This window comes from Citrobacter enshiensis (assembly GCF_029338175.1).
Lineage (GTDB): Bacteria > Pseudomonadota > Gammaproteobacteria > Enterobacterales > Enterobacteriaceae > Citrobacter_D > Citrobacter_D enshiensis.
On record NZ_CP119862.1, the window covers coordinates 870287 to 886697 of the forward strand.

Genomic DNA, 16411 nt, shown 5'->3' on the forward strand with positions numbered 1-16411 from the left:
TCTATTTTATAGCCGTTGCTTCTGTCGCACCAGAGTTAGTTGGGGACAATAACAGATTAAAACGCTGCGAAACAGTCGAATGCAAATCAAAAATAGTGTGAGTCCAGAAAGGCGTTCTTATTTTTAAAATATCATTTCGGTGAATGTATCGTAGTCACCAGACGCGTGCAGGACTATGCTTAGTCTCGACACCCTAAAAACAACAGAGGCAATGTCATGGATAAAGAATTACTGGAAGCGGGGTACCGGGCTTATAGCGGTGAGAAAATAGATGTCTACTTCAATACGGGGATTTGCCAGCATTCGGGGAACTGCGTGCGCGGCAGCGCGAAGCTTTTTAACCTGAAACGCAAACCGTGGATTATTCCGGATGAAGTGGATGTCGCCACGGTGGTCAGAGTGATTGATACGTGCCCGAGCGGTGCGCTGAAGTATCGGCATAAATAAGCGAGGGACAAATGGAAATACTCGAAGGTCATAACAAATTTTATGTTAACGATGCTGAAGGCAATCCGGTTGCGGAGATTGTATTTGTACCCACAGGGGAGCATTTGAGCATCATTGAGCATACTGATGTCGATCCCAGTCTGAAAGGGCAGGGGGTAGGTAAAAAACTGGTGGCGAAAGTGGTGGAGAAAATGCGCCAGGAAAACCGCAAGGTCATTCCGCTCTGCCCGTTTGCGAAACACGAGTTTGATAACACTCGTGAATATGACGATATCCGCGCCTGAGTATGGTTTCCCGCCGGATGGCGCTTCGCTTATCCGGCAAACCGTAGGCCGGATAAGGCATAGCCCCCGTCCGGCATATCACTCCCGGTGCAGCAGGTCCTGATAAATTCCCGTTAGTACCCCTTGTGGGCCAAACTCTTTTTTAATCCACTGGGTCACACGGCCTGTAGCCGAATGCTGAGTCGCCAACAACATACGTGAGTCCTGACGAGGGTTGTGGATCTGACGCGTCACCAGCAGCGATTTTTCCATGGCTTCCCGCACCATGTAGTCTGGCAAAAAGCCAATCCCTTCACCCAAAATCTGGCACTGGCACTTGGTGTTGAAATCGGGCACCAGAATCGACTCCTGACCATGCAGCAGCCAGCCCACTTTTTTATTAATCGTGTGCGCCGTATCTTCGACCATGATGTTTGGGTACAAGCGCAGTTGGCTCTCGGAAATGGGCTCCGGCATAAAGGCCAGCGGATGATCCGGGGCGATAGCAAATGCCCAACGGATGGCGCCGATTTCGGTGTAGTCGATACCGCCGCCATCGAGCAGCGTGTCCGGCGCGCCAATCGCGATGTTGGCCTGGTTATTGATAATGGAATCCCAGACGCCGTTGTACACCTCTGTCGTCACCGTGATCTGACAGGTTGGAAACTGCTTTTTCAGCACCTGCAACAGTCGGGCGGTATGTTTTGGGGTATAGAGCAACTGATTGATGCAAATGCGCACTCGCGCTTCAATGCCCTGGGCAATGGTGTCAATACTGCGCTTGATGGCGTGGAAGTCGTTCAGCAGATCGGTCGCTTTGCGAAAGAAATAGCGACCAGATTCGGTTAACTCAATGCTGCGCGTGTTGCGGGTAAACAGAACAACATCAAGTCCCATTTCCATCCGCTTGATGGTGTAACTAATGGCTGAGGTGGTTACGCCAAGCTCCTCTGCCGCCTTACTAAAACTGCCATAGCGGGCAGCCATCGTGAAGGCCAACAGATTCTCCTCGGTAAAAATTGAATTCATCTTTCTCCCCTCATGCCCTGCGTTTGTCGTCTGTCATGCAGCGATTGTTGAATGTATTTGTAATCCTTATGGCAGGCAATCAGTTTTGAACGAAATTTAACACTAAAGTTACATTTGATTTGAAGAGAATCACACTTCTGAACTTTAGTGACAGGCCACACGCTGTGCTGCCTGGCGCGGGGCACTCACGCATTACAACCCAGGATAGAAAGGAGGCTAACCATAAGAGAAAGATTGCTCTGCCGCACATTTTGTCTTTATTGTGAAATTTATTTCAATAATCGACGTGCTTACGATGAATGAAATTTAAGCGGATGTTTTTCTCATCACTCTGTTGCTATTCTCAGGCTATCGGAATTGCAAGAAGTCTAAAAACTGCAGGAGAGGGAATATGTCTGAGAACGAACTCATCACAGAATTTCTGCTAGCAGCAGAGCAGGGCAATGCTGAAGGATTAAAATCCTGTCTGGAAAATAATGTGGATATTAACGCCACTAATCGTCAGGGACGAACTGCGATTATTATTGCCAGTCTGAATAAACACTACGAGTGTGTGTCTTTATTGATTGCGGCGGGTGCGGATATTAATAAGCAGGATCAAACCTGTTTTAACCCTTTCCTCATCAGCTGTCTGGCCAACGATTTAACCCTGCTGCGTACGGTATTACCTGCCAACCCTGATCTCGACCGTCTGAGCCGTTTTGGCGGTGTGGGAATTACGCCAGCCAGCGAAAAAGGTCACGTCGAGATTGTCCGTGAACTGCTCACACGCACGAATATTAACGTCAACCACACCAATTTTGTCGGCTGGACGCCGCTGCTGGAAGCCATAGTGCTTAATGATGGCGGCGCAAAACAGCAGGAAATCGTCAAGCTGCTGCTGGACAACGGTGCGAACCCACACATGACAGACAAATACGGAAAAACCCCGCTGGAACTGGCGCAGGAGAAGGGGTATCACGAGATTGCCGGGCTGTTGATTGCCGCAGGCGCCTGACGGAGGAACACCATTATCGCATCGCCATTACGGCAATGCGTCAGGGCCTTAACGGCAGATAGCGCGTTTCTCGCACAGCGAATGGAGGGACGGGTTGAACAGGTTTTTTCCCGGGCGGTCAACCTGTTCATCCCCGGACAGCAGCGATTACTGACACTCCTCAGCGAACGCTGCGATAACGCCCCCAACAGCTGCCGTCTGGCGCTGACGCATTGCAATCACCTGTTCCGCCCTGGTGAACAGGTCAGATTTACGGCGTCAGGGATCGCAATAGGCGATGATAAATGGATTGAAACCGTTGCCTGCACGCGCTGGTTGATGCCTGAAATATCAATGAGCGCAGACTGTTTTACCGCCATTCCCTGGCGGCGCTGGGCCGGGACGCTGTATCAGCATCTCGGATGTGACGACACTCTGTTTCTGTATACCGGCGATAATTCCTTTTATCGCGAATTAGCCAGAGAACTGCAGCAGCGCCGCCAATATTTACTTTCTGCGCTGCAGCAACAACAAAATATGACGGATGCGATTACCCGCCTGATCGGTCTTGGAATTGGATTAACGCCGTCATCCGATGATTATTTAGTGGGTTTGAGCATTATTTTATTTATCCGCGGACATCCGCTGGAAAAATATCAGGACGCATTTTTAACAGCCTTACGATACGCCGGGGAAAATACCACGCTGTTCAGCAAAATTACGCTGGAAGAGGCCTTTCATCGGCGTTATCGGGAAAGTATTACGCGACTGGTAAAAAATATTATTACCGAGTCAGATAATTTATCTACCCACATTATTACCGACATTAAAAATATCGGTTCAAGTTCTGGCTGCGACATGCTTTACGGTATGGCGGACGCCTGTGCTTTGAGCCACTGGTCCGGAGGGAATTATGTCAATCAGGATAGTTGTTAAAAAGAACACGTATTTTGATTCCGTCTCGCTAATGTCCATCTCCACGCGCGCCAATAAGCTGGAAGGTGTGGAGCAGGCGTTTGTGGCGATGGCGACAGAGATGAATAAAGGCGTACTGAAAAATCTCGGTCTGCTTACGCCAGAGCTGAACGAGGCAAAAAGCGGCGATCTGATGGTTGTGATTAAGGGCACCAGCGACGCGGCGAACGAGCAAACGTTGGTCGCCATCGATGCGTTATTCACGCATAAAGAACAGGGCGGCCAGCATGAAGCGCGCTACGCCACCCTGGCCAGTGCGAAGGCACACGTGGCTGACAGCAACCTGGCGGTGATCTCGGTCAACGGGTTATTCGCAGCGCGCGAAGCCCGGCAGGCACTGCAAAACAACCTTAATGTGATGCTCTTCTCTGACAATGTCTCCATTGAGGATGAACTGGCGCTTAAGCAACTGGCACACGAAAAAGGGCTGCTGATGATGGGACCGGATTGCGGTACTGCCATCATCAACGGTACGGCGCTGTGCTTTGGCAACGCCGTGCGTCGCGGCAGTATCGGTATTGTTGGCGCATCGGGTACCGGTAGCCAGGAACTGAGCGTACGTATCCACGAATTTGGCGGGGGGATTTCTCAGCTTATCGGCACCGGCGGGCGCGATCTGAGTGAAAAGATCGGCGGTCTGATGATGCTGGACGCCATCGGCATGCTGGAGGCCGACCCGCAAACAGAAATTATCGCGCTGATCTCCAAACCCCCTGCGCCTGCCGTTGCCCGCAAGGTGCTAGAACGCGCGCGCAATTGTCAGAAACCGGTGGTGGCCTGTTTCCTCGGTCGTGAAGAACCGCCCGCAGACGAAAACGGCCTGCTGTTTGCACGCGGAACCAAAGAGGCGGCGCTGAAAGCGGTACTGCTGACGGGGGTGAAAAAAGAGAGCCTGGATCTCCATCCGCTCAACTGGCCGCTGATCGAAGAGGTGCGCACCCGCCTGACGCCGCAGCAAAAATACATTCGCGGACTGTTCTGCGGCGGCACGCTGTGCGACGAAGCCATGTTCGCAGCGATGGAAAAACATGACGAGGTTTATAGCAATATCCACCCGGACCCGAGCCGCCGTCTGACCGATCTCAACCGCAGCGTGGCGCACACCTTCCTCGATTTTGGCGATGACGATTTTACCAACGGCAAGCCGCACCCGATGATCGACCCCACCAATCGCATCAGCCGCCTGTTACAGGAAGCGCGCGATCCACAGGTGGGCGTGATCGTGATGGATTTTGTTCTCGGGTTCGGATCGCACGAGGATCCGGTCGGCGTCATGATCGATGCTGTCAAAGAGGCGAAGGCGATCGCCGCCGCAGAAGGACGTCCGCTGGAAATTTTGGGCTATGTGCTCGGCACTGATCTCGACACGCCGTCGCTGGAAAAACAGTGCCAGATGCTAACGGACGCCGGTGTTATCTGGGCGAGCAGCAGCACCAATACCGGATTGCTGGCGCGTGAATTTGTTTGCAAAGGGGAGGAAGCCTGATGAGCCAGTCACTGTTTAACCAGCCACTCAACGTGATTAACGTCGGCATTGCCATGTTCAGCGATGACCTGAAAAAACAGCATGTACCGGTCACCCAACTCGACTGGACGCCGCCGGGTCAGGGCAACATGCAGGTAGTCAGCGCACTGGATCAGATTGCAGATTCCCCGCTGGCGGAGAAAATTGCCGCCGCTAACCAGCAGGCGCTGGAACGCATTATTCAGTCCCATCCGGTACTGATTGGCTACGACCAGGCGATCAATGTCGTACCGGGGATGACCCGCAAAACCATTCTTCACGCCGGACCGCCGATTCGCTGGGAAAAAATGTGTGGCGCGATGAAAGGTGCCGTGACAGGGGCGCTGGTATTTGAGGGGCTGGCGAGCGATCTGGAGCAGGCGGCAGAGCTTGCCGCCTCCGGTGAAATTACCTTCTCGCCTTGCCATGAGCATGACTGCGTGGGGTCGATGGCGGGAGTCACTTCTGCCTCAATGTTCATGCACATCGTGGAGAACAAAACCTACGGCAATCGCGCTTATACCAACATGAGCGAGCAGATGGCGAAGATCCTGCGCATGGGCGCTAACGATCAGAGCGTCATCGACCGTCTGGTGTGGATGCGCGATGTGCTGGGACCGATGTTGCGCGATGCCATGAAACTGGCGGGTGAAATCGATCTGCGACTGATGCTGGCGCAGGCGTTGCACATGGGTGATGAATGTCATAACCGCAACAACGCAGGCACCGCGCTACTGATTCAGGCGCTGACGCCGTGGATTATTCAGACCGGGTATCCGGTGGCGCAGCAGCGTGAAGTGTTTGAGTTCGTCGCCAGCAGCGACTACTTCTCTGGCCCGACGTGGATGGCGATGTGTAAAGCCGCGATGGATGCCGCTCACGGCATTGAGTACAGCACCGTCGTGACCACCATGGCGCGTAACGGCGTGGAGTTTGGTCTGCGCATCAGCGGTCTGCCTGGACACTGGTTCACCGGTCCGGCGCAGCAGGTGATTGGCCCGATGTTCGCCGGTTATAAGCCGGAGGACTCCGGGCGTGATATCGGCGACAGCGCCATCACGGAAACCTACGGTATCGGTGGCTTTGCCATGGCAACTGCGCCCGCCATCGTGGCGCTGGTGGGAGGCACGGTGGAAGAGGCCGTCGATTTCTCCCGTCAGATGAGAGAGATAACGCTGGGCGAAAACCCGAACGTCACCATACCGCTGCTGGGTTTTATGGGGATCCCTACGGCTATTGACATCACGCGCGTCGGCAGTACCGGCATTTTGCCGGTGATCAATACCGCCATCGCGCACAAAGATGCGGGGATCGGCATGATCGGCGCCGGCATTGTCCACCCGCCGTTCGCCTGCTTTGAAAAGGCGATTCTGAGCTGGCGTGACCGCTACTGCCAATAAAAACCACAGGGGCTAACACCGTTAGCCCTACTGTCGCGAAGCTAACAACGTTGTTCACCTGCAGGGCCGGGCGATCGTCGGGATCGCAAATGATGCTTAACCTGTGAAGGATATTCCATGAACAGAATAAAACTAGAGTGGAAACGTGGTGACTGGGCCGCATACTTCGGGCTGATGACCAACAATCTGACTAACCTGCTGACGATGATGGGGCTACTCATCTTTGTCGTGGGGATCCCCAAAGAGATCGTGTATGGCCGCATTGCGCCTGCTTTTGGTCTGGCGGTGCTGGTGGCGAGTATCTTTTATGCCTGGTTTGCCATGCAGATGGCGAAACAGACGGGGCGTACCGATGTGACGGCGCTGCCGTCCGGGCCGAGCGCGCCGTCGATCTTTACCGTAACTTTCCTCGTTCTGATGCCGGTTTACCAGCAAACTCGGGATGCCGACTTCGCCATTCAGATAGGCCTGGTCTGGTGTTTTGTTGAGGCGCTGATCCTGGCGGGCGGTTCCTTCCTCGGCGAAACCATCCGTAAGATGATCCCGCGTACCGTGCTGCTCTCCTGTCTCTCCGGCCTTGGTTTATTACTGCTGGCGATGAACCCGATGCTGCAGGCTTTTGAAGCGCCAACGGTCTCTTTCATCGTCTTGCTGCTGATCTTTATTAACTGGTTCGGTAAAAAACCGATCTTTGCACGTATTCCCACCGGCCTGTTGCTGCTGATTGCCGGTACTGCGCTGGCGTGGATTTCCGGTCTGCAAAGCCCGGAAGCGATTAAAGCGTCGATGTCTTCATTCGGTTTCAACCCGCCGGAAGTCCATGTCGATAGCTTCCTGCAAGGGTTGCCGCATGCGCTGCCGTACCTGGCCTCGGCGGTGCCGTTGGGGCTGGCGAACTACATTTTTGACCTTGAAAACATCGAAAGCGCCCACGCCGCTGGCGATGAGTACAACACCCGCAAAGTGATGCTGGCGAACGGTCTCTCTTCCATGCTCGGCTGTTTGATGGGGAACCCGTTCCCGGTCACCGTTTACGTGGGTCATGCCGGGTGGAAAGCGATGGGCGCCAGCATTGGTTATACCCTGGCGTCGGGCGTCACCATGTTCCTCGTCCCGCTGTTTGGACTGGGGGCATTTATGCTCGCCATTATTCCGATGACCGCCATCGTACCGATTCTGGTCTTTATCGGTGTGGTGACTGCCAACCAGGTGGTGCGCGAAACGCCAAAAATAGAGGTGCCGGTCATTTTCATCTGTCTGTTCCCGTGGATAGCGAACTGGGCGCTGACCATCGTGAATAGCGTGATGGGGGCCGCAGGGACGTCGGCGGCGAAGCTGGGCAGCGATCTGTTGCACAGTAAAGGCGTCTATTACGACGGACTGGTGCATCTTGGCAACGGTGCGCCGCTCGCCAGTATGCTGTGGGGGTGTATCGCCATCTTCGCGATTATCAATAAACCGCTACGTGGCGCGGTGGCTGCCGCCTGCGGCGCGCTGCTGTCGCTGTTTGGGGTGATCCACTCGCCGATGGTGGGGATTGCCGAAGGCACTTCACTGATGTTCGTCCTCGCCTACCTGATGGTGAGCGGCGTGTTTGTACTGAAGCATTTTCTCGACAGTCGGGAAGCGGTGACTGATACCGCGCAGGAACCGACGAAAACCACCTGAATGCGTTGATGGGATGAATACACGATGAAAGAACTTGTGGTCGTTGCCATTGGCGGCAACAGCATTATCAAAGATAACGCCAGCCAGTCGATTGAACATCAGGCTGAGGCGGTGAAAGCAGTGGCGGATACGGTGCTGGAGATGCTGGCCTCGGATTACAACATTGTGCTGACCCACGGTAACGGGCCGCAGGTTGGGTTGGATCTGCGACGTGCGGAAATCGCCCATGAACGCGAAGGGCTGCCGTTAACCCCGCTGGCGAACTGCGTGGCCGATACTCAGGGCGGTATCGGGTATCTGATCCAGCAGGCGTTAAACAACCGCCTAGCGCGTCATGGGGAACAGAAAGCGGTAACCGTCGTGACGCAGGTGGAGGTGGACAAAAACGACCCTGGTTTTGCCAATCCCACGAAGCCAATCGGTGCGTTTTTTAACGCCACCCAGCGCGATGAACTGCAGCGGGCGAATCCGCAATGGCGTTTTGTGGAAGATTCCGGTCGCGGCTATCGTCGGGTTGTCGCTTCGCCGGAGCCGAAACGCATTGTCGAAGCGGATGCCATTAAAACGCTGACACAACAAGGTTTTGTGGTCATTGGCGCGGGCGGTGGCGGGATCCCGGTGGTGCGAAGCCCGCTGGGCGATTATCACAGCGTGGACGCGGTCATTGATAAAGATCTCTCCACGGCGTTGCTGGCCCGCGAGATCCGCGCCGACATTCTGGTGATCACCACCGGCGTTGAGAAAGTCTGTATTCACTTTGGCAAACCTGAGCAGCAGGCGCTGGAGCGGGTGGATATCCCCACCATGACCCGCTACATGCAGGAAGGGCATTTCCCGGCAGGCAGCATGTTGCCCAAAATTGTCGCCAGCCTTGCGTTTCTGCAGCATGGCGGAAAACAGGTGATCATCACCACGCCGGAATGTCTGCCCGCCGCACTGCGCGGCGAAACGGGCACCCATATTGTCCATTCATAAAAGGAAGATGCGATGAAGGAAAACAAAAGCCGCCGTGAGTTTCTGAGTCAGAGCGGCAAAATGGTCACCGCCGCCGCACTGTTTGGCGCGGCGGCGCCGGTCGCGTATGCTGCTAATTCAGTCGGGACAACCGGTGACGCGAAAGGCGCTATGACCATCAACGACACACATTACTATCTGGATAACGTTCTGCTGGAAGCAGGCTTCGATTACGAGAATGCGGTAGCGGTGCATACCCGAACCGAGCTGCAAACCGTTGAGATTCAGGACGGAAAAATGGTTGCGCTACGCGCCAATAAAAGCCATCCGGATGCGACGCTGGCGCATTACGATGCGGGCGGGAAGCTGATGTTGCCCGCGATGCGCGACATGCACATCCACCTGGATAAAACCTTCTACGGCGGGCCGTGGCGATCGCTGAATCGCCCGGCGGGCACCACCATTCAGGATATGATCGCGCTTGAGCAAAAGTTGTTGCCTGAGCTACAGCCGTATACCCAGGAACGGGCAGAAAAGCTGATTGACCTGTTGCAGTCCAAAGGGACCTCTGTGGCGCGAAGCCACTGCAACATTGAGCCGGTATCCGGGCTTAAAAACCTCGAAAATTTGCAGGCGGTACTGGCACGCCGCAAAGCGGGTTTTGCGTGTGAAATTGTGGCGTTTCCACAGCATGGTTTGCTGCTGTCAAAATCAGAACCGCTGATGCGCGAAGCGATGCAGGCGGGGGCGCACTACGTTGGCGGGCTGGACCCAACCAGCGTGGATGGCGCGATGGAGAAATCCCTCGATACCATGTTCCAGATTGCGCTGGATTATGACAAAGGGGTCGATATTCATCTGCACGAAACCAGCCCGGCGGGCGTTGCGGCAGTGAATTACATGGTTGAACGGGTGGAAAAAACGCCGCAGCTCAAAGGGAGGTTAACCATCAGCCACGCCTTTGCGCTCGCTACGCTGAATGAGCAACAGGTGGATGCGCTGGCAACCCGAATGGCCGCTCAGCAAATCACCATTGCCTCGACGGTGCCGATTGGTACGTTACATATGCCGCTCAAACAGTTGCGCGACAAAGGCGTGACGGTGATCACCGGTACGGACAGCGTGATCGATCACTGGTCGCCGTATGGCCTGGGCGACATGCTGGAAAAAGCGAACCTGTACGCGCAGCTCTATATTCGTCCTAACGAACTCAATCTGTCGCGGGCATTATTCCTGGCGACGGGGGATGTGTTGCCATTGAATGATAAAGGTGAGCGCGTCTGGCCGAAAGCGCAGGATGAAGCCAGTTTTGTGCTGGTGGACGCCTCTTGTTCTGCCGAAGCGGTGGCGCGGATTTCGCCGCGTACCGCGACATTCCATAAAGGCAAGCTGGTGTGGGGGAGCGTCGCCAGCTAATGTCTGTGCTCACCGTGGAACCGCATGTCCTGGATCCACGGTGGGCTTCTCCTGCCTCTCACAGCCCCTTATCTAACTGACGATACCCATATAGCCATGGATGCCCATATAGACGCCGACCAGGCCGATTAACAGGCTGGAAAAGTAAGGGGCTTTTCTGGCGAGGCGATTAAATCCGCTCCAGCGTTTAGCCGCTTGCTGGACACTGATTGCCGCTCCTACACCCACTGTCACCAGCGTGAGCGCCAGACCAACACTGAAGCAGAGCACCATCGTTGCTCCCAGGGTGAAGGCTTTAAGCTGGATGCAAATCAGCAGCACGGTGATTGCCGCAGGACAGGGGATAAGCCCGCCGGTCAGGCCAAATAATACAATCTGCCCGTTCGTCACTTCTCTGCCGTGAAAGCGGCGCTGGATGTCACTGGCATGCGCGAGTTCATGGGCGTCCTGATAGGCTTTTGAGCCTGTGGTTAATCCTTCCAGTCCCGTATGGTCGTGATGGTCATGATCGTGGTGATGGTGTTCATGCTTATGGTGGTGATCGTGCTCATGATTATGCTCATGCTCATGCTCATGCTCATGATGGTGATGATCGTGCTCATGGTGATGATGGTCATGCGCTTCCGTCAGCCAGTTCCGCTCACCTTGCCAGGTGCGCCAGAACATCCAGGTCGCAGTGCCCAAAATAATGATCGCGGAAATAAACTGTAGCCAGGGTTCAACCGATTCTGCGGTAAATGCCCGGCTGATATACATGCCTCCAAGCGCGATAAGCCACACAACCGCAGTATGCGAAAGTGTGGCGGCAAGCCCCAGCATTACAGCCTGCCTGACGGTGCCTTTAATCGCGATGATAAATGCCGCCATCATCGTCTTGGAGTGTCCGGGTTCAAGCCCGTGCAATATGCCTAACAAAATCGCGCTGGGAATAAAAAACCAGGCGTTACCTTGCTGAAGAAGTGTCGAGAATTCGCCCATGAGAATGATTCTTAGTTTTTATACCTGTTTTCATTCTACTCCCCCCCAGTACCGAATACTACCCCCCAGTAGAAGCGCAATGCTATAATCCACAATGATTTATGTTAAGGAGGTATTGTTATGTCACATACAATCAGGGATAAACAAAAGCTTAAAGCGCGTACCAGCAAAATTCAGGGGCAGGTCGTTGCCTTAAAAAAAATGCTGGATGAACCCCATGAATGCGCGGCTGTTTTACAGCAGATCGCCGCGATTCGTGGCGCGGTGAACGGACTGATGCGGGAAGTTATCAAGGGTCATCTGACCGAACATATTGTTCATCAGGGCGATGAAGTAAAGCGCGAAGAAGATCTGGATGTGATCCTGAAAGTGCTGGATTCCTATATCAAATAGTCGGGGGCGCCACCCGACTATTGCTGTGTCATTAACAACAAACGAATGTTTGGTTCCGGTGCGTAATATAGCGTTCAACATGTTTAAAACCGCTGATCGACTCCAGCGCCAGTAACAGGCAGGAGACGGCTTGCGCTTCTTGCTGAGCAGATTGATGCGCCAGGGGTACGCTGTGAGCGGCGATATGATTTTGCAGTGCATTTTCACATAAACGCCGTACCGCTGGAGGAAAAGCCAGCTGCCGTAGCGACTGCTCCAGTTCGGCAAACGCCTCGTCTGCCTGCATGGTAAAAATCAATAACAATATGGCGTTTAATGCTCGCGTCTCTTCTTCGTAATATCCCATCTGGATGTCCCTGCATGTCCAAAACGTTGTGGTTTCGGGCTCTCGGTCCTGAAAACCGCTCCTTGTCGATGTTACCGATGCCTTTGCCAATGAATTAGCGAGCTATCAAACTCTTTCTTTACCATCGGAAAGGGCGATTTTCCCTTTGCAATAGGCAGCGAATGAATAAATAGTGTATTTATTTTACCGCCCATTCTTTTTTCGATTCGTTGCTTATAAGCATACACGCTGCGTATATCCGTATTTAGTATTTGAGCTATTTGATGTGGGTTTTGCCCTGACACCATATTTCCCATAATGGTAAATTCCATCTGCGTGAGCGTATTCCCTTTCGAAAAAGACAAGTAGCGCCCAATGAACACTTGCCTTATTTTTTCGTTGGCGATCTCCAGTCCGTCGTCATGGTAGATGACAGCCGAAACGGCAGTATGATTTTTCCGCCAATAGTTCGCTAACGACTGCATATTCCGATCGCTGACCAGTATTATCCCCATTCCCGTACTGGCGAGATAGTCAATCCATTCGGTATTCAGAAACAGCCGCAGGTAGCTAATTGAAAAATCCACGAAAATATAGCCGCTTAATCTGGCATTATGGTTATTATTTAAAATGCCATCCATGACCCCGCGATTAAAATAAACACTTTGTTCTGGCCACATGCAAAAACACGCATTGGTGCAGTACTGTAATCGAGGTGATTTCTCTGGCATGATATTACAACGTAAAGAACAACTGCTGCAGGTAATGTTTTTTAATTTAACATCCAGCCCCATAAAGAACCTCCCTATCCGTAGATAATTTCATAATTTCATCCGTTTTTAAACCTGTCAATACTCCACGTCATACCTTGTTACTGTCGTGAATTCGTTTAAATATCAAAAATTACTACTTTTCTTACTGGTCATATTTTTTGATTTTTCAAAAAATAATTGAATGCTCGTTAACGTTTGCACATCCAGTCGAGAGAGAGGCACAAGCTCATAACGCATGTACGCGTCGACCAGGATTTTTATCTATGGCACCAGGAATAGTTATATTAAAAAAATGTATGAGATTTATCTCTAAATGGCATCAATGGTTAAAGGTTGTGGTTTTGTTAATTTTAACCGTTGATTTGTAACGCGACTATTGAGTTATATAAATGGTAATTTATCTGTTTGTTCGGTTTTTAGTCGTGTCGTAATAATATCCAGGGAAGAGTGAATATTCATCAAAAAGGGTCTTAACTAAGAAAAAATGATCTTATCAACAGTGAAGGTGTTTGATTTATAACTATTTTTGATTGTGTTTTTTGATGCTAATCCCATTAGTTAATATTTATAGTGATCTCAATATAAGAATTTTGTAGCATTACATTCATGATATCAATATGAAAAGGAATACCGTGCCTGACGTGTTAAAACATGCTGGATATTACGCTATTAATCACCTGGTTTACTTTCACACTGGCGAACGTACACTTTCAAATAGTGTTACAGATGAAGTGGTTACCCTGCAAACGCCCGCGAGTCTGATTCTCTTATGTCTAATAATGAATAATGGGAGCGTCGTTTCACAGAAAGAGCTTATCGCTGCGGGATGGGGGGAGAAGAACAGTGTGACATCCGCAAATACGTTTTATCAAACCATTCTTATTCTCAGAAACGCATTAGAAGGCATGGGATTACCGCGTGACATTATCAAAACAATTGCTCGCCGTGGGTTAATGATTGCAGCGGATATTCAGGTTCGCGATATCGTACAAACACCCCCAGCAGCAACGATTTTAATGCCACCGGTTGACGCTCCGATTGAATTACCGGTTACTGAAGCGATTGTTACGCCGATGGTTGAAGCGCAGAAGAGAGCGAAAAACCTGTCGTTTCGTTCTCCTCGGTCTGGCCTGTTGCTTTCTTTATCGCTGCTGGTTGCCATTATCGGCGGGGTCATCGGCACCTTTCAACTGCGTCAGGAGTCTTTGTTATCGTCGTATGATATTTTGGCTACGGATAAATTTCCCTCCTGCACTGTATTTCAGAAGGGAAATGATGTGCTAAAAAATCATTACCTGCGGTTTATGCAAAATCATAATGAATTATGTCGCGAGCATAACTATATCTTTCTCTCTGGAATGAGCAGTGCCAAAAATATTGCAGCCGTGATTTGCCCACAGGATGTCAGGAAAAAGGCGTCCACCAAATGTACAACTTACTATTCGATTAATAATGAAAACTAAAATACTCTTGTTCGTAATTGTTGTATTGGTCTCTCTGGTCACAGGGGGAAGCATCTGGTATTCCAAGAAAACTAACCCAAGAATAGATTGCAGCGGTTATGCCGTCTGGGATATCGACCATGAGGTTTTCTCAGGCGATATTTCTTATCAAATGCATAACAGTCAGGGGGTCATCACCCTTACCGGCATTTTGAAAACGTCTGACTCCCGACTTTACAAAGTGAGTCGCGTCATTTACTTCACGTATAAGAAAATACGTAAACACTATATTCTCACCAGCAGCAGGATTGTTCAGTTCCCGTCCGATAACCTAAAAGACACCGGTGAGCGCAAAGCACTCCCCGCATTGTATTTAGCGCGTGGCGCTTCATTTTCGCTTCTGATTAACAAGTATCGGGAAGGTTGGGCATTTACCACCGTGGGTTCGCCATCGTTGCTCTGTATGGATGCGAATTAACGAGAAGTGAGGGGGAAATTTAACGGCTCAAACACCTTCAGGCGTGTGAGCCGTTAAGATTGTCGTTAGCTAAAAAACATCACGGAAACACAGAGCAGACCAACAATCAGGGTTACCAGATTACTCAGTGAGCGGTAGGGTTTTAGCGTCGGGATCAGATAGGTCGACAGCGTCGGCATGATGAACAAAATCATGGCGATGAGCGGGCCGCTGATCGCGTAAATCATTGAGATTGCATTTGGGTTAATGCAGCAGACAATAAAGGTGATCACCGAAACCAGCATAATGGAAAGCGCGCGATGAAAGGCGCGGCTTTTCTTCACGCCAACCTGCTGTAAGCCGGTTTTCACCACCTCAGTTGCCCCTTCGATCACGCCGAAATAGGTGCCGAGGAATGACTTCGACATGGCGACAACGGCGACAATAATCCCGGAAATCGACAGCCAGGCGGGGGCATTTTGCATCATCGACAGCGCGGACAGAATGGTTACGCCCTCATGTTTGGCCGCTTCAATGTAAGCGGGCGGAATCGAGAGCAGACAGCTAAAGACGAAAAACAACACGCTCAGGCTGATGATCAGGTAGGCGACCTTCATGATTTTTTTGCATTTACCCATGGCCTGCTCGCCATATTTTTCACGCCTGTCGATGGCAAACGTGGAAATAATCGGCGTATGGCTAAAAGCGAAAACCATCACGGGAATAGATATCCATACCTGATGAAGCGTGTGCTGATCGAAAGACATCTGGCTGGTCAATAAAGAGGGTTGCCAGCTTCCGGTCAAATAGAACGAGAGAAATAAAAAGTACGCGATGAGCGGAAACACCAAAAATCCCATCACACGAAGCGTGGCATGGCGCCCCATCAGAAAAATCAGGTTCAGCGTCACCACCACGCCCAGACTGACCAGCATACGGATGCGGAGGTCTACCTGCAGATGCTTTGCCACCTGTTCGGTGAGCGAGTTGGTGATCGCCACGGCATAAATCAGCACGACCACAAAGAAGGCAATAAAATACAACGCGGTGATCAGGCTGCCTACCTTTTTACCGTAGTAGTGTGTTACCGCGCCGGTGATCCCTTCTCCTGCAGAGGTTTTCGACGAGAGGATGAACTGACACAACGCCTTGTGCGGCCAGTAAGTCAATGGCCAGGCGACCAGCGCGGTGATAAACAGAACAATCGCCCCCGCGGAACCCAGCTGTATGGGGAGGAAGAGGGTTCCTGCACCTACGGCAGTTCCATATAACGCGAAACTCCAGAGAGTCTCTTCTTTTGACCAAATTTTCGACATTATCTGAACGTATCAACTATAAAATAAACAAAAAAGAAGCACAATTTACCATAAACAGGGGTTATTGCGGGAGGCTTAAACATAGAGGGAGCGAA

At 51.7% G+C, this 16411-nt stretch carries 17 protein-coding genes; 12 read left to right on the forward strand and 5 right to left on the reverse strand.

Annotated elements, in window-relative coordinates; all coding sequences use genetic code 11:
- Positions 1 to 216: 216 nt before the first annotated feature.
- On the forward strand, positions 217 to 447 hold the full coding sequence (yjdI, locus tag P2W74_RS04210) for a 4Fe-4S mono-cluster protein YjdI (RefSeq protein ID WP_276294019.1): 231 nt from the start codon (positions 217 to 219) through the stop codon (positions 445 to 447).
- 11 nt (positions 448 to 458) lie between these two features.
- Complete coding sequence (locus P2W74_RS04215; RefSeq protein WP_276294020.1) at positions 459 to 731, forward strand: GNAT family N-acetyltransferase; 273 nt, start codon at positions 459 to 461, stop codon at positions 729 to 731.
- 78 nt (positions 732 to 809) lie between these two features.
- Here P2W74_RS04215 and P2W74_RS04220 read toward each other — a convergent pair whose 3' ends face one another.
- Positions 810 to 1739 carry a LysR substrate-binding domain-containing protein gene (locus P2W74_RS04220; RefSeq protein ID WP_276294021.1) on the reverse strand — a complete coding sequence of 310 codons (930 nt, stop codon included), beginning with the start codon at positions 1737 to 1739 and terminating at the stop codon, positions 810 to 812.
- A gap of 391 nt (positions 1740 to 2130) precedes the next feature.
- On the opposite strand from P2W74_RS04220, the gene P2W74_RS04225 reads away from it, so the two are divergent.
- The 7 genes from P2W74_RS04225 to P2W74_RS04255 all read left to right on the forward strand — a co-directional run bounded on the left by P2W74_RS04225 (position 2131) and on the right by P2W74_RS04255 (position 10632).
- Entirely contained in the window at positions 2131 to 2736 is a 606-nt protein-coding gene (locus P2W74_RS04225; protein WP_276294022.1) for an ankyrin repeat domain-containing protein, read from the forward strand.
- Between the two features lie 81 nt (positions 2737 to 2817).
- Positions 2818 to 3651, forward strand: coding sequence for an oxamate carbamoyltransferase subunit AllH family protein (locus tag P2W74_RS04230; RefSeq protein WP_276294023.1), 834 nt, complete (start codon positions 2818 to 2820; stop codon positions 3649 to 3651).
- The gene (fdrA, locus tag P2W74_RS04235) at positions 3629 to 5176 is read left to right on the forward strand and encodes an acyl-CoA synthetase FdrA (RefSeq protein ID WP_276294024.1); all 1548 of its coding nucleotides are present in this window, start codon (positions 3629 to 3631) and stop codon (positions 5174 to 5176) included. The genes P2W74_RS04230 and fdrA overlap by 23 nt, the downstream gene beginning before the upstream one ends.
- Complete coding sequence (locus P2W74_RS04240) at positions 5176 to 6594, forward strand: YlbE family protein (RefSeq protein WP_276294025.1); 1419 nt, start codon at positions 5176 to 5178, stop codon at positions 6592 to 6594. The genes fdrA and P2W74_RS04240 overlap by 1 nt, the downstream gene beginning before the upstream one ends.
- 117 nt (positions 6595 to 6711) lie before the next feature.
- Positions 6712 to 8262 carry a permease family protein gene (locus P2W74_RS04245; RefSeq protein ID WP_276294026.1) on the forward strand — a complete coding sequence of 517 codons (1551 nt, stop codon included), beginning with the start codon at positions 6712 to 6714 and terminating at the stop codon, positions 8260 to 8262.
- Between the two features lie 24 nt (positions 8263 to 8286).
- On the forward strand, positions 8287 to 9237 hold the full coding sequence (locus P2W74_RS04250) for a carbamate kinase family protein (protein ID WP_276294027.1): 951 nt from the start codon (positions 8287 to 8289) through the stop codon (positions 9235 to 9237).
- 12 nt (positions 9238 to 9249) lie between these two features.
- Positions 9250 to 10632: an amidohydrolase family protein gene (locus tag P2W74_RS04255; RefSeq protein WP_276294028.1), complete on the forward strand. Its 1383-nt coding sequence runs from the start codon at positions 9250 to 9252 to the stop codon at positions 10630 to 10632.
- 72 nt (positions 10633 to 10704) lie between these two features.
- On the opposite strand, the gene P2W74_RS04260 is transcribed toward P2W74_RS04255, so the two are convergent.
- A complete protein-coding gene (locus P2W74_RS04260) occupies positions 10705 to 11610 on the reverse strand; it encodes a nickel/cobalt efflux protein RcnA (RefSeq protein WP_276294029.1) in 906 nt (301 codons plus the stop codon).
- A 120-nt stretch (positions 11611 to 11730) separates the two neighbouring features.
- On the opposite strand from P2W74_RS04260, the gene rcnR reads away from it, so the two are divergent.
- Positions 11731 to 12003: a Ni(II)/Co(II)-binding transcriptional repressor RcnR gene (gene rcnR, locus P2W74_RS04265; RefSeq protein ID WP_192613352.1), complete on the forward strand. Its 273-nt coding sequence runs from the start codon at positions 11731 to 11733 to the stop codon at positions 12001 to 12003.
- 31 nt (positions 12004 to 12034) lie between these two features.
- Here the strand turns inward: rcnR and P2W74_RS04270 are convergent, their stop codons facing one another.
- Positions 12035 to 12349 carry a hypothetical protein gene (locus P2W74_RS04270; protein ID WP_276294030.1) on the reverse strand — a complete coding sequence of 105 codons (315 nt, stop codon included), beginning with the start codon at positions 12347 to 12349 and terminating at the stop codon, positions 12035 to 12037.
- 71 nt (positions 12350 to 12420) lie between these two features.
- On the reverse strand, positions 12421 to 13122 hold the full coding sequence (locus tag P2W74_RS04275) for a helix-turn-helix transcriptional regulator (protein WP_276294031.1): 702 nt from the start codon (positions 13120 to 13122) through the stop codon (positions 12421 to 12423).
- 596 nt (positions 13123 to 13718) lie between these two features.
- Between P2W74_RS04275 and P2W74_RS04280 the strand changes: the two genes are divergently transcribed.
- Positions 13719 to 14564 carry a winged helix-turn-helix domain-containing protein gene (locus P2W74_RS04280; RefSeq protein ID WP_276294033.1) on the forward strand — a complete coding sequence of 282 codons (846 nt, stop codon included), beginning with the start codon at positions 13719 to 13721 and terminating at the stop codon, positions 14562 to 14564.
- Positions 14554 to 15021, forward strand: coding sequence for a hypothetical protein (locus P2W74_RS04285; protein ID WP_276294034.1), 468 nt, complete (start codon positions 14554 to 14556; stop codon positions 15019 to 15021). Before P2W74_RS04280 ends, P2W74_RS04285 begins: the two co-directional genes overlap by 11 nt.
- A gap of 65 nt (positions 15022 to 15086) precedes the next feature.
- Here P2W74_RS04285 and P2W74_RS04290 read toward each other — a convergent pair whose 3' ends face one another.
- The gene (locus P2W74_RS04290; protein ID WP_276294035.1) at positions 15087 to 16316 is read right to left on the reverse strand and encodes an amino acid permease; all 1230 of its coding nucleotides are present in this window, start codon (positions 16314 to 16316) and stop codon (positions 15087 to 15089) included.
- Between the last annotated feature and the right edge of the window lie 95 nt (positions 16317 to 16411).

Excerpts from the sequence above, each read along its gene's own strand:
- P2W74_RS04215 (WP_276294020.1), top strand. The coding sequence starts at position 459 with ATGGAAATACTCGAAGGTCATAACAAATTTTATGTTAACGATGCTGAA.
- P2W74_RS04270 (WP_276294030.1), bottom strand. The coding sequence starts at position 12,349 with ATGGGATATTACGAAGAAGAGACGCGAGCATTAAACGCCATATTGTTA.
- P2W74_RS04285 (WP_276294034.1), top strand. The coding sequence starts at position 14,554 with ATGAAAACTAAAATACTCTTGTTCGTAATTGTTGTATTGGTCTCTCTG.
- P2W74_RS04225 (WP_276294022.1), top strand. The coding sequence starts at position 2,131 with ATGTCTGAGAACGAACTCATCACAGAATTTCTGCTAGCAGCAGAGCAG.
- yjdI (WP_276294019.1), top strand. The coding sequence starts at position 217 with ATGGATAAAGAATTACTGGAAGCGGGGTACCGGGCTTATAGCGGTGAG.
- P2W74_RS04280 (WP_276294033.1), top strand. The coding sequence starts at position 13,719 with ATGAAAAGGAATACCGTGCCTGACGTGTTAAAACATGCTGGATATTAC.
- P2W74_RS04220 (WP_276294021.1), bottom strand. The coding sequence starts at position 1,739 with ATGAATTCAATTTTTACCGAGGAGAATCTGTTGGCCTTCACGATGGCT.
- P2W74_RS04245 (WP_276294026.1), top strand. The coding sequence starts at position 6,712 with ATGAACAGAATAAAACTAGAGTGGAAACGTGGTGACTGGGCCGCATAC.
- rcnR (WP_192613352.1), top strand. The coding sequence starts at position 11,731 with ATGTCACATACAATCAGGGATAAACAAAAGCTTAAAGCGCGTACCAGC.
- P2W74_RS04260 (WP_276294029.1), bottom strand. The coding sequence starts at position 11,610 with ATGGGCGAATTCTCGACACTTCTTCAGCAAGGTAACGCCTGGTTTTTT.
- P2W74_RS04240 (WP_276294025.1), top strand. The coding sequence starts at position 5,176 with ATGAGCCAGTCACTGTTTAACCAGCCACTCAACGTGATTAACGTCGGC.
- P2W74_RS04255 (WP_276294028.1), top strand. The coding sequence starts at position 9,250 with ATGAAGGAAAACAAAAGCCGCCGTGAGTTTCTGAGTCAGAGCGGCAAA.
- fdrA (WP_276294024.1), top strand. The coding sequence starts at position 3,629 with ATGTCAATCAGGATAGTTGTTAAAAAGAACACGTATTTTGATTCCGTC.
- P2W74_RS04290 (WP_276294035.1), bottom strand. The coding sequence starts at position 16,316 with ATGTCGAAAATTTGGTCAAAAGAAGAGACTCTCTGGAGTTTCGCGTTA.
- P2W74_RS04230 (WP_276294023.1), top strand. The coding sequence starts at position 2,818 with ATGGAGGGACGGGTTGAACAGGTTTTTTCCCGGGCGGTCAACCTGTTC.
- P2W74_RS04275 (WP_276294031.1), bottom strand. The coding sequence starts at position 13,122 with ATGGGGCTGGATGTTAAATTAAAAAACATTACCTGCAGCAGTTGTTCT.
- P2W74_RS04250 (WP_276294027.1), top strand. The coding sequence starts at position 8,287 with ATGAAAGAACTTGTGGTCGTTGCCATTGGCGGCAACAGCATTATCAAA.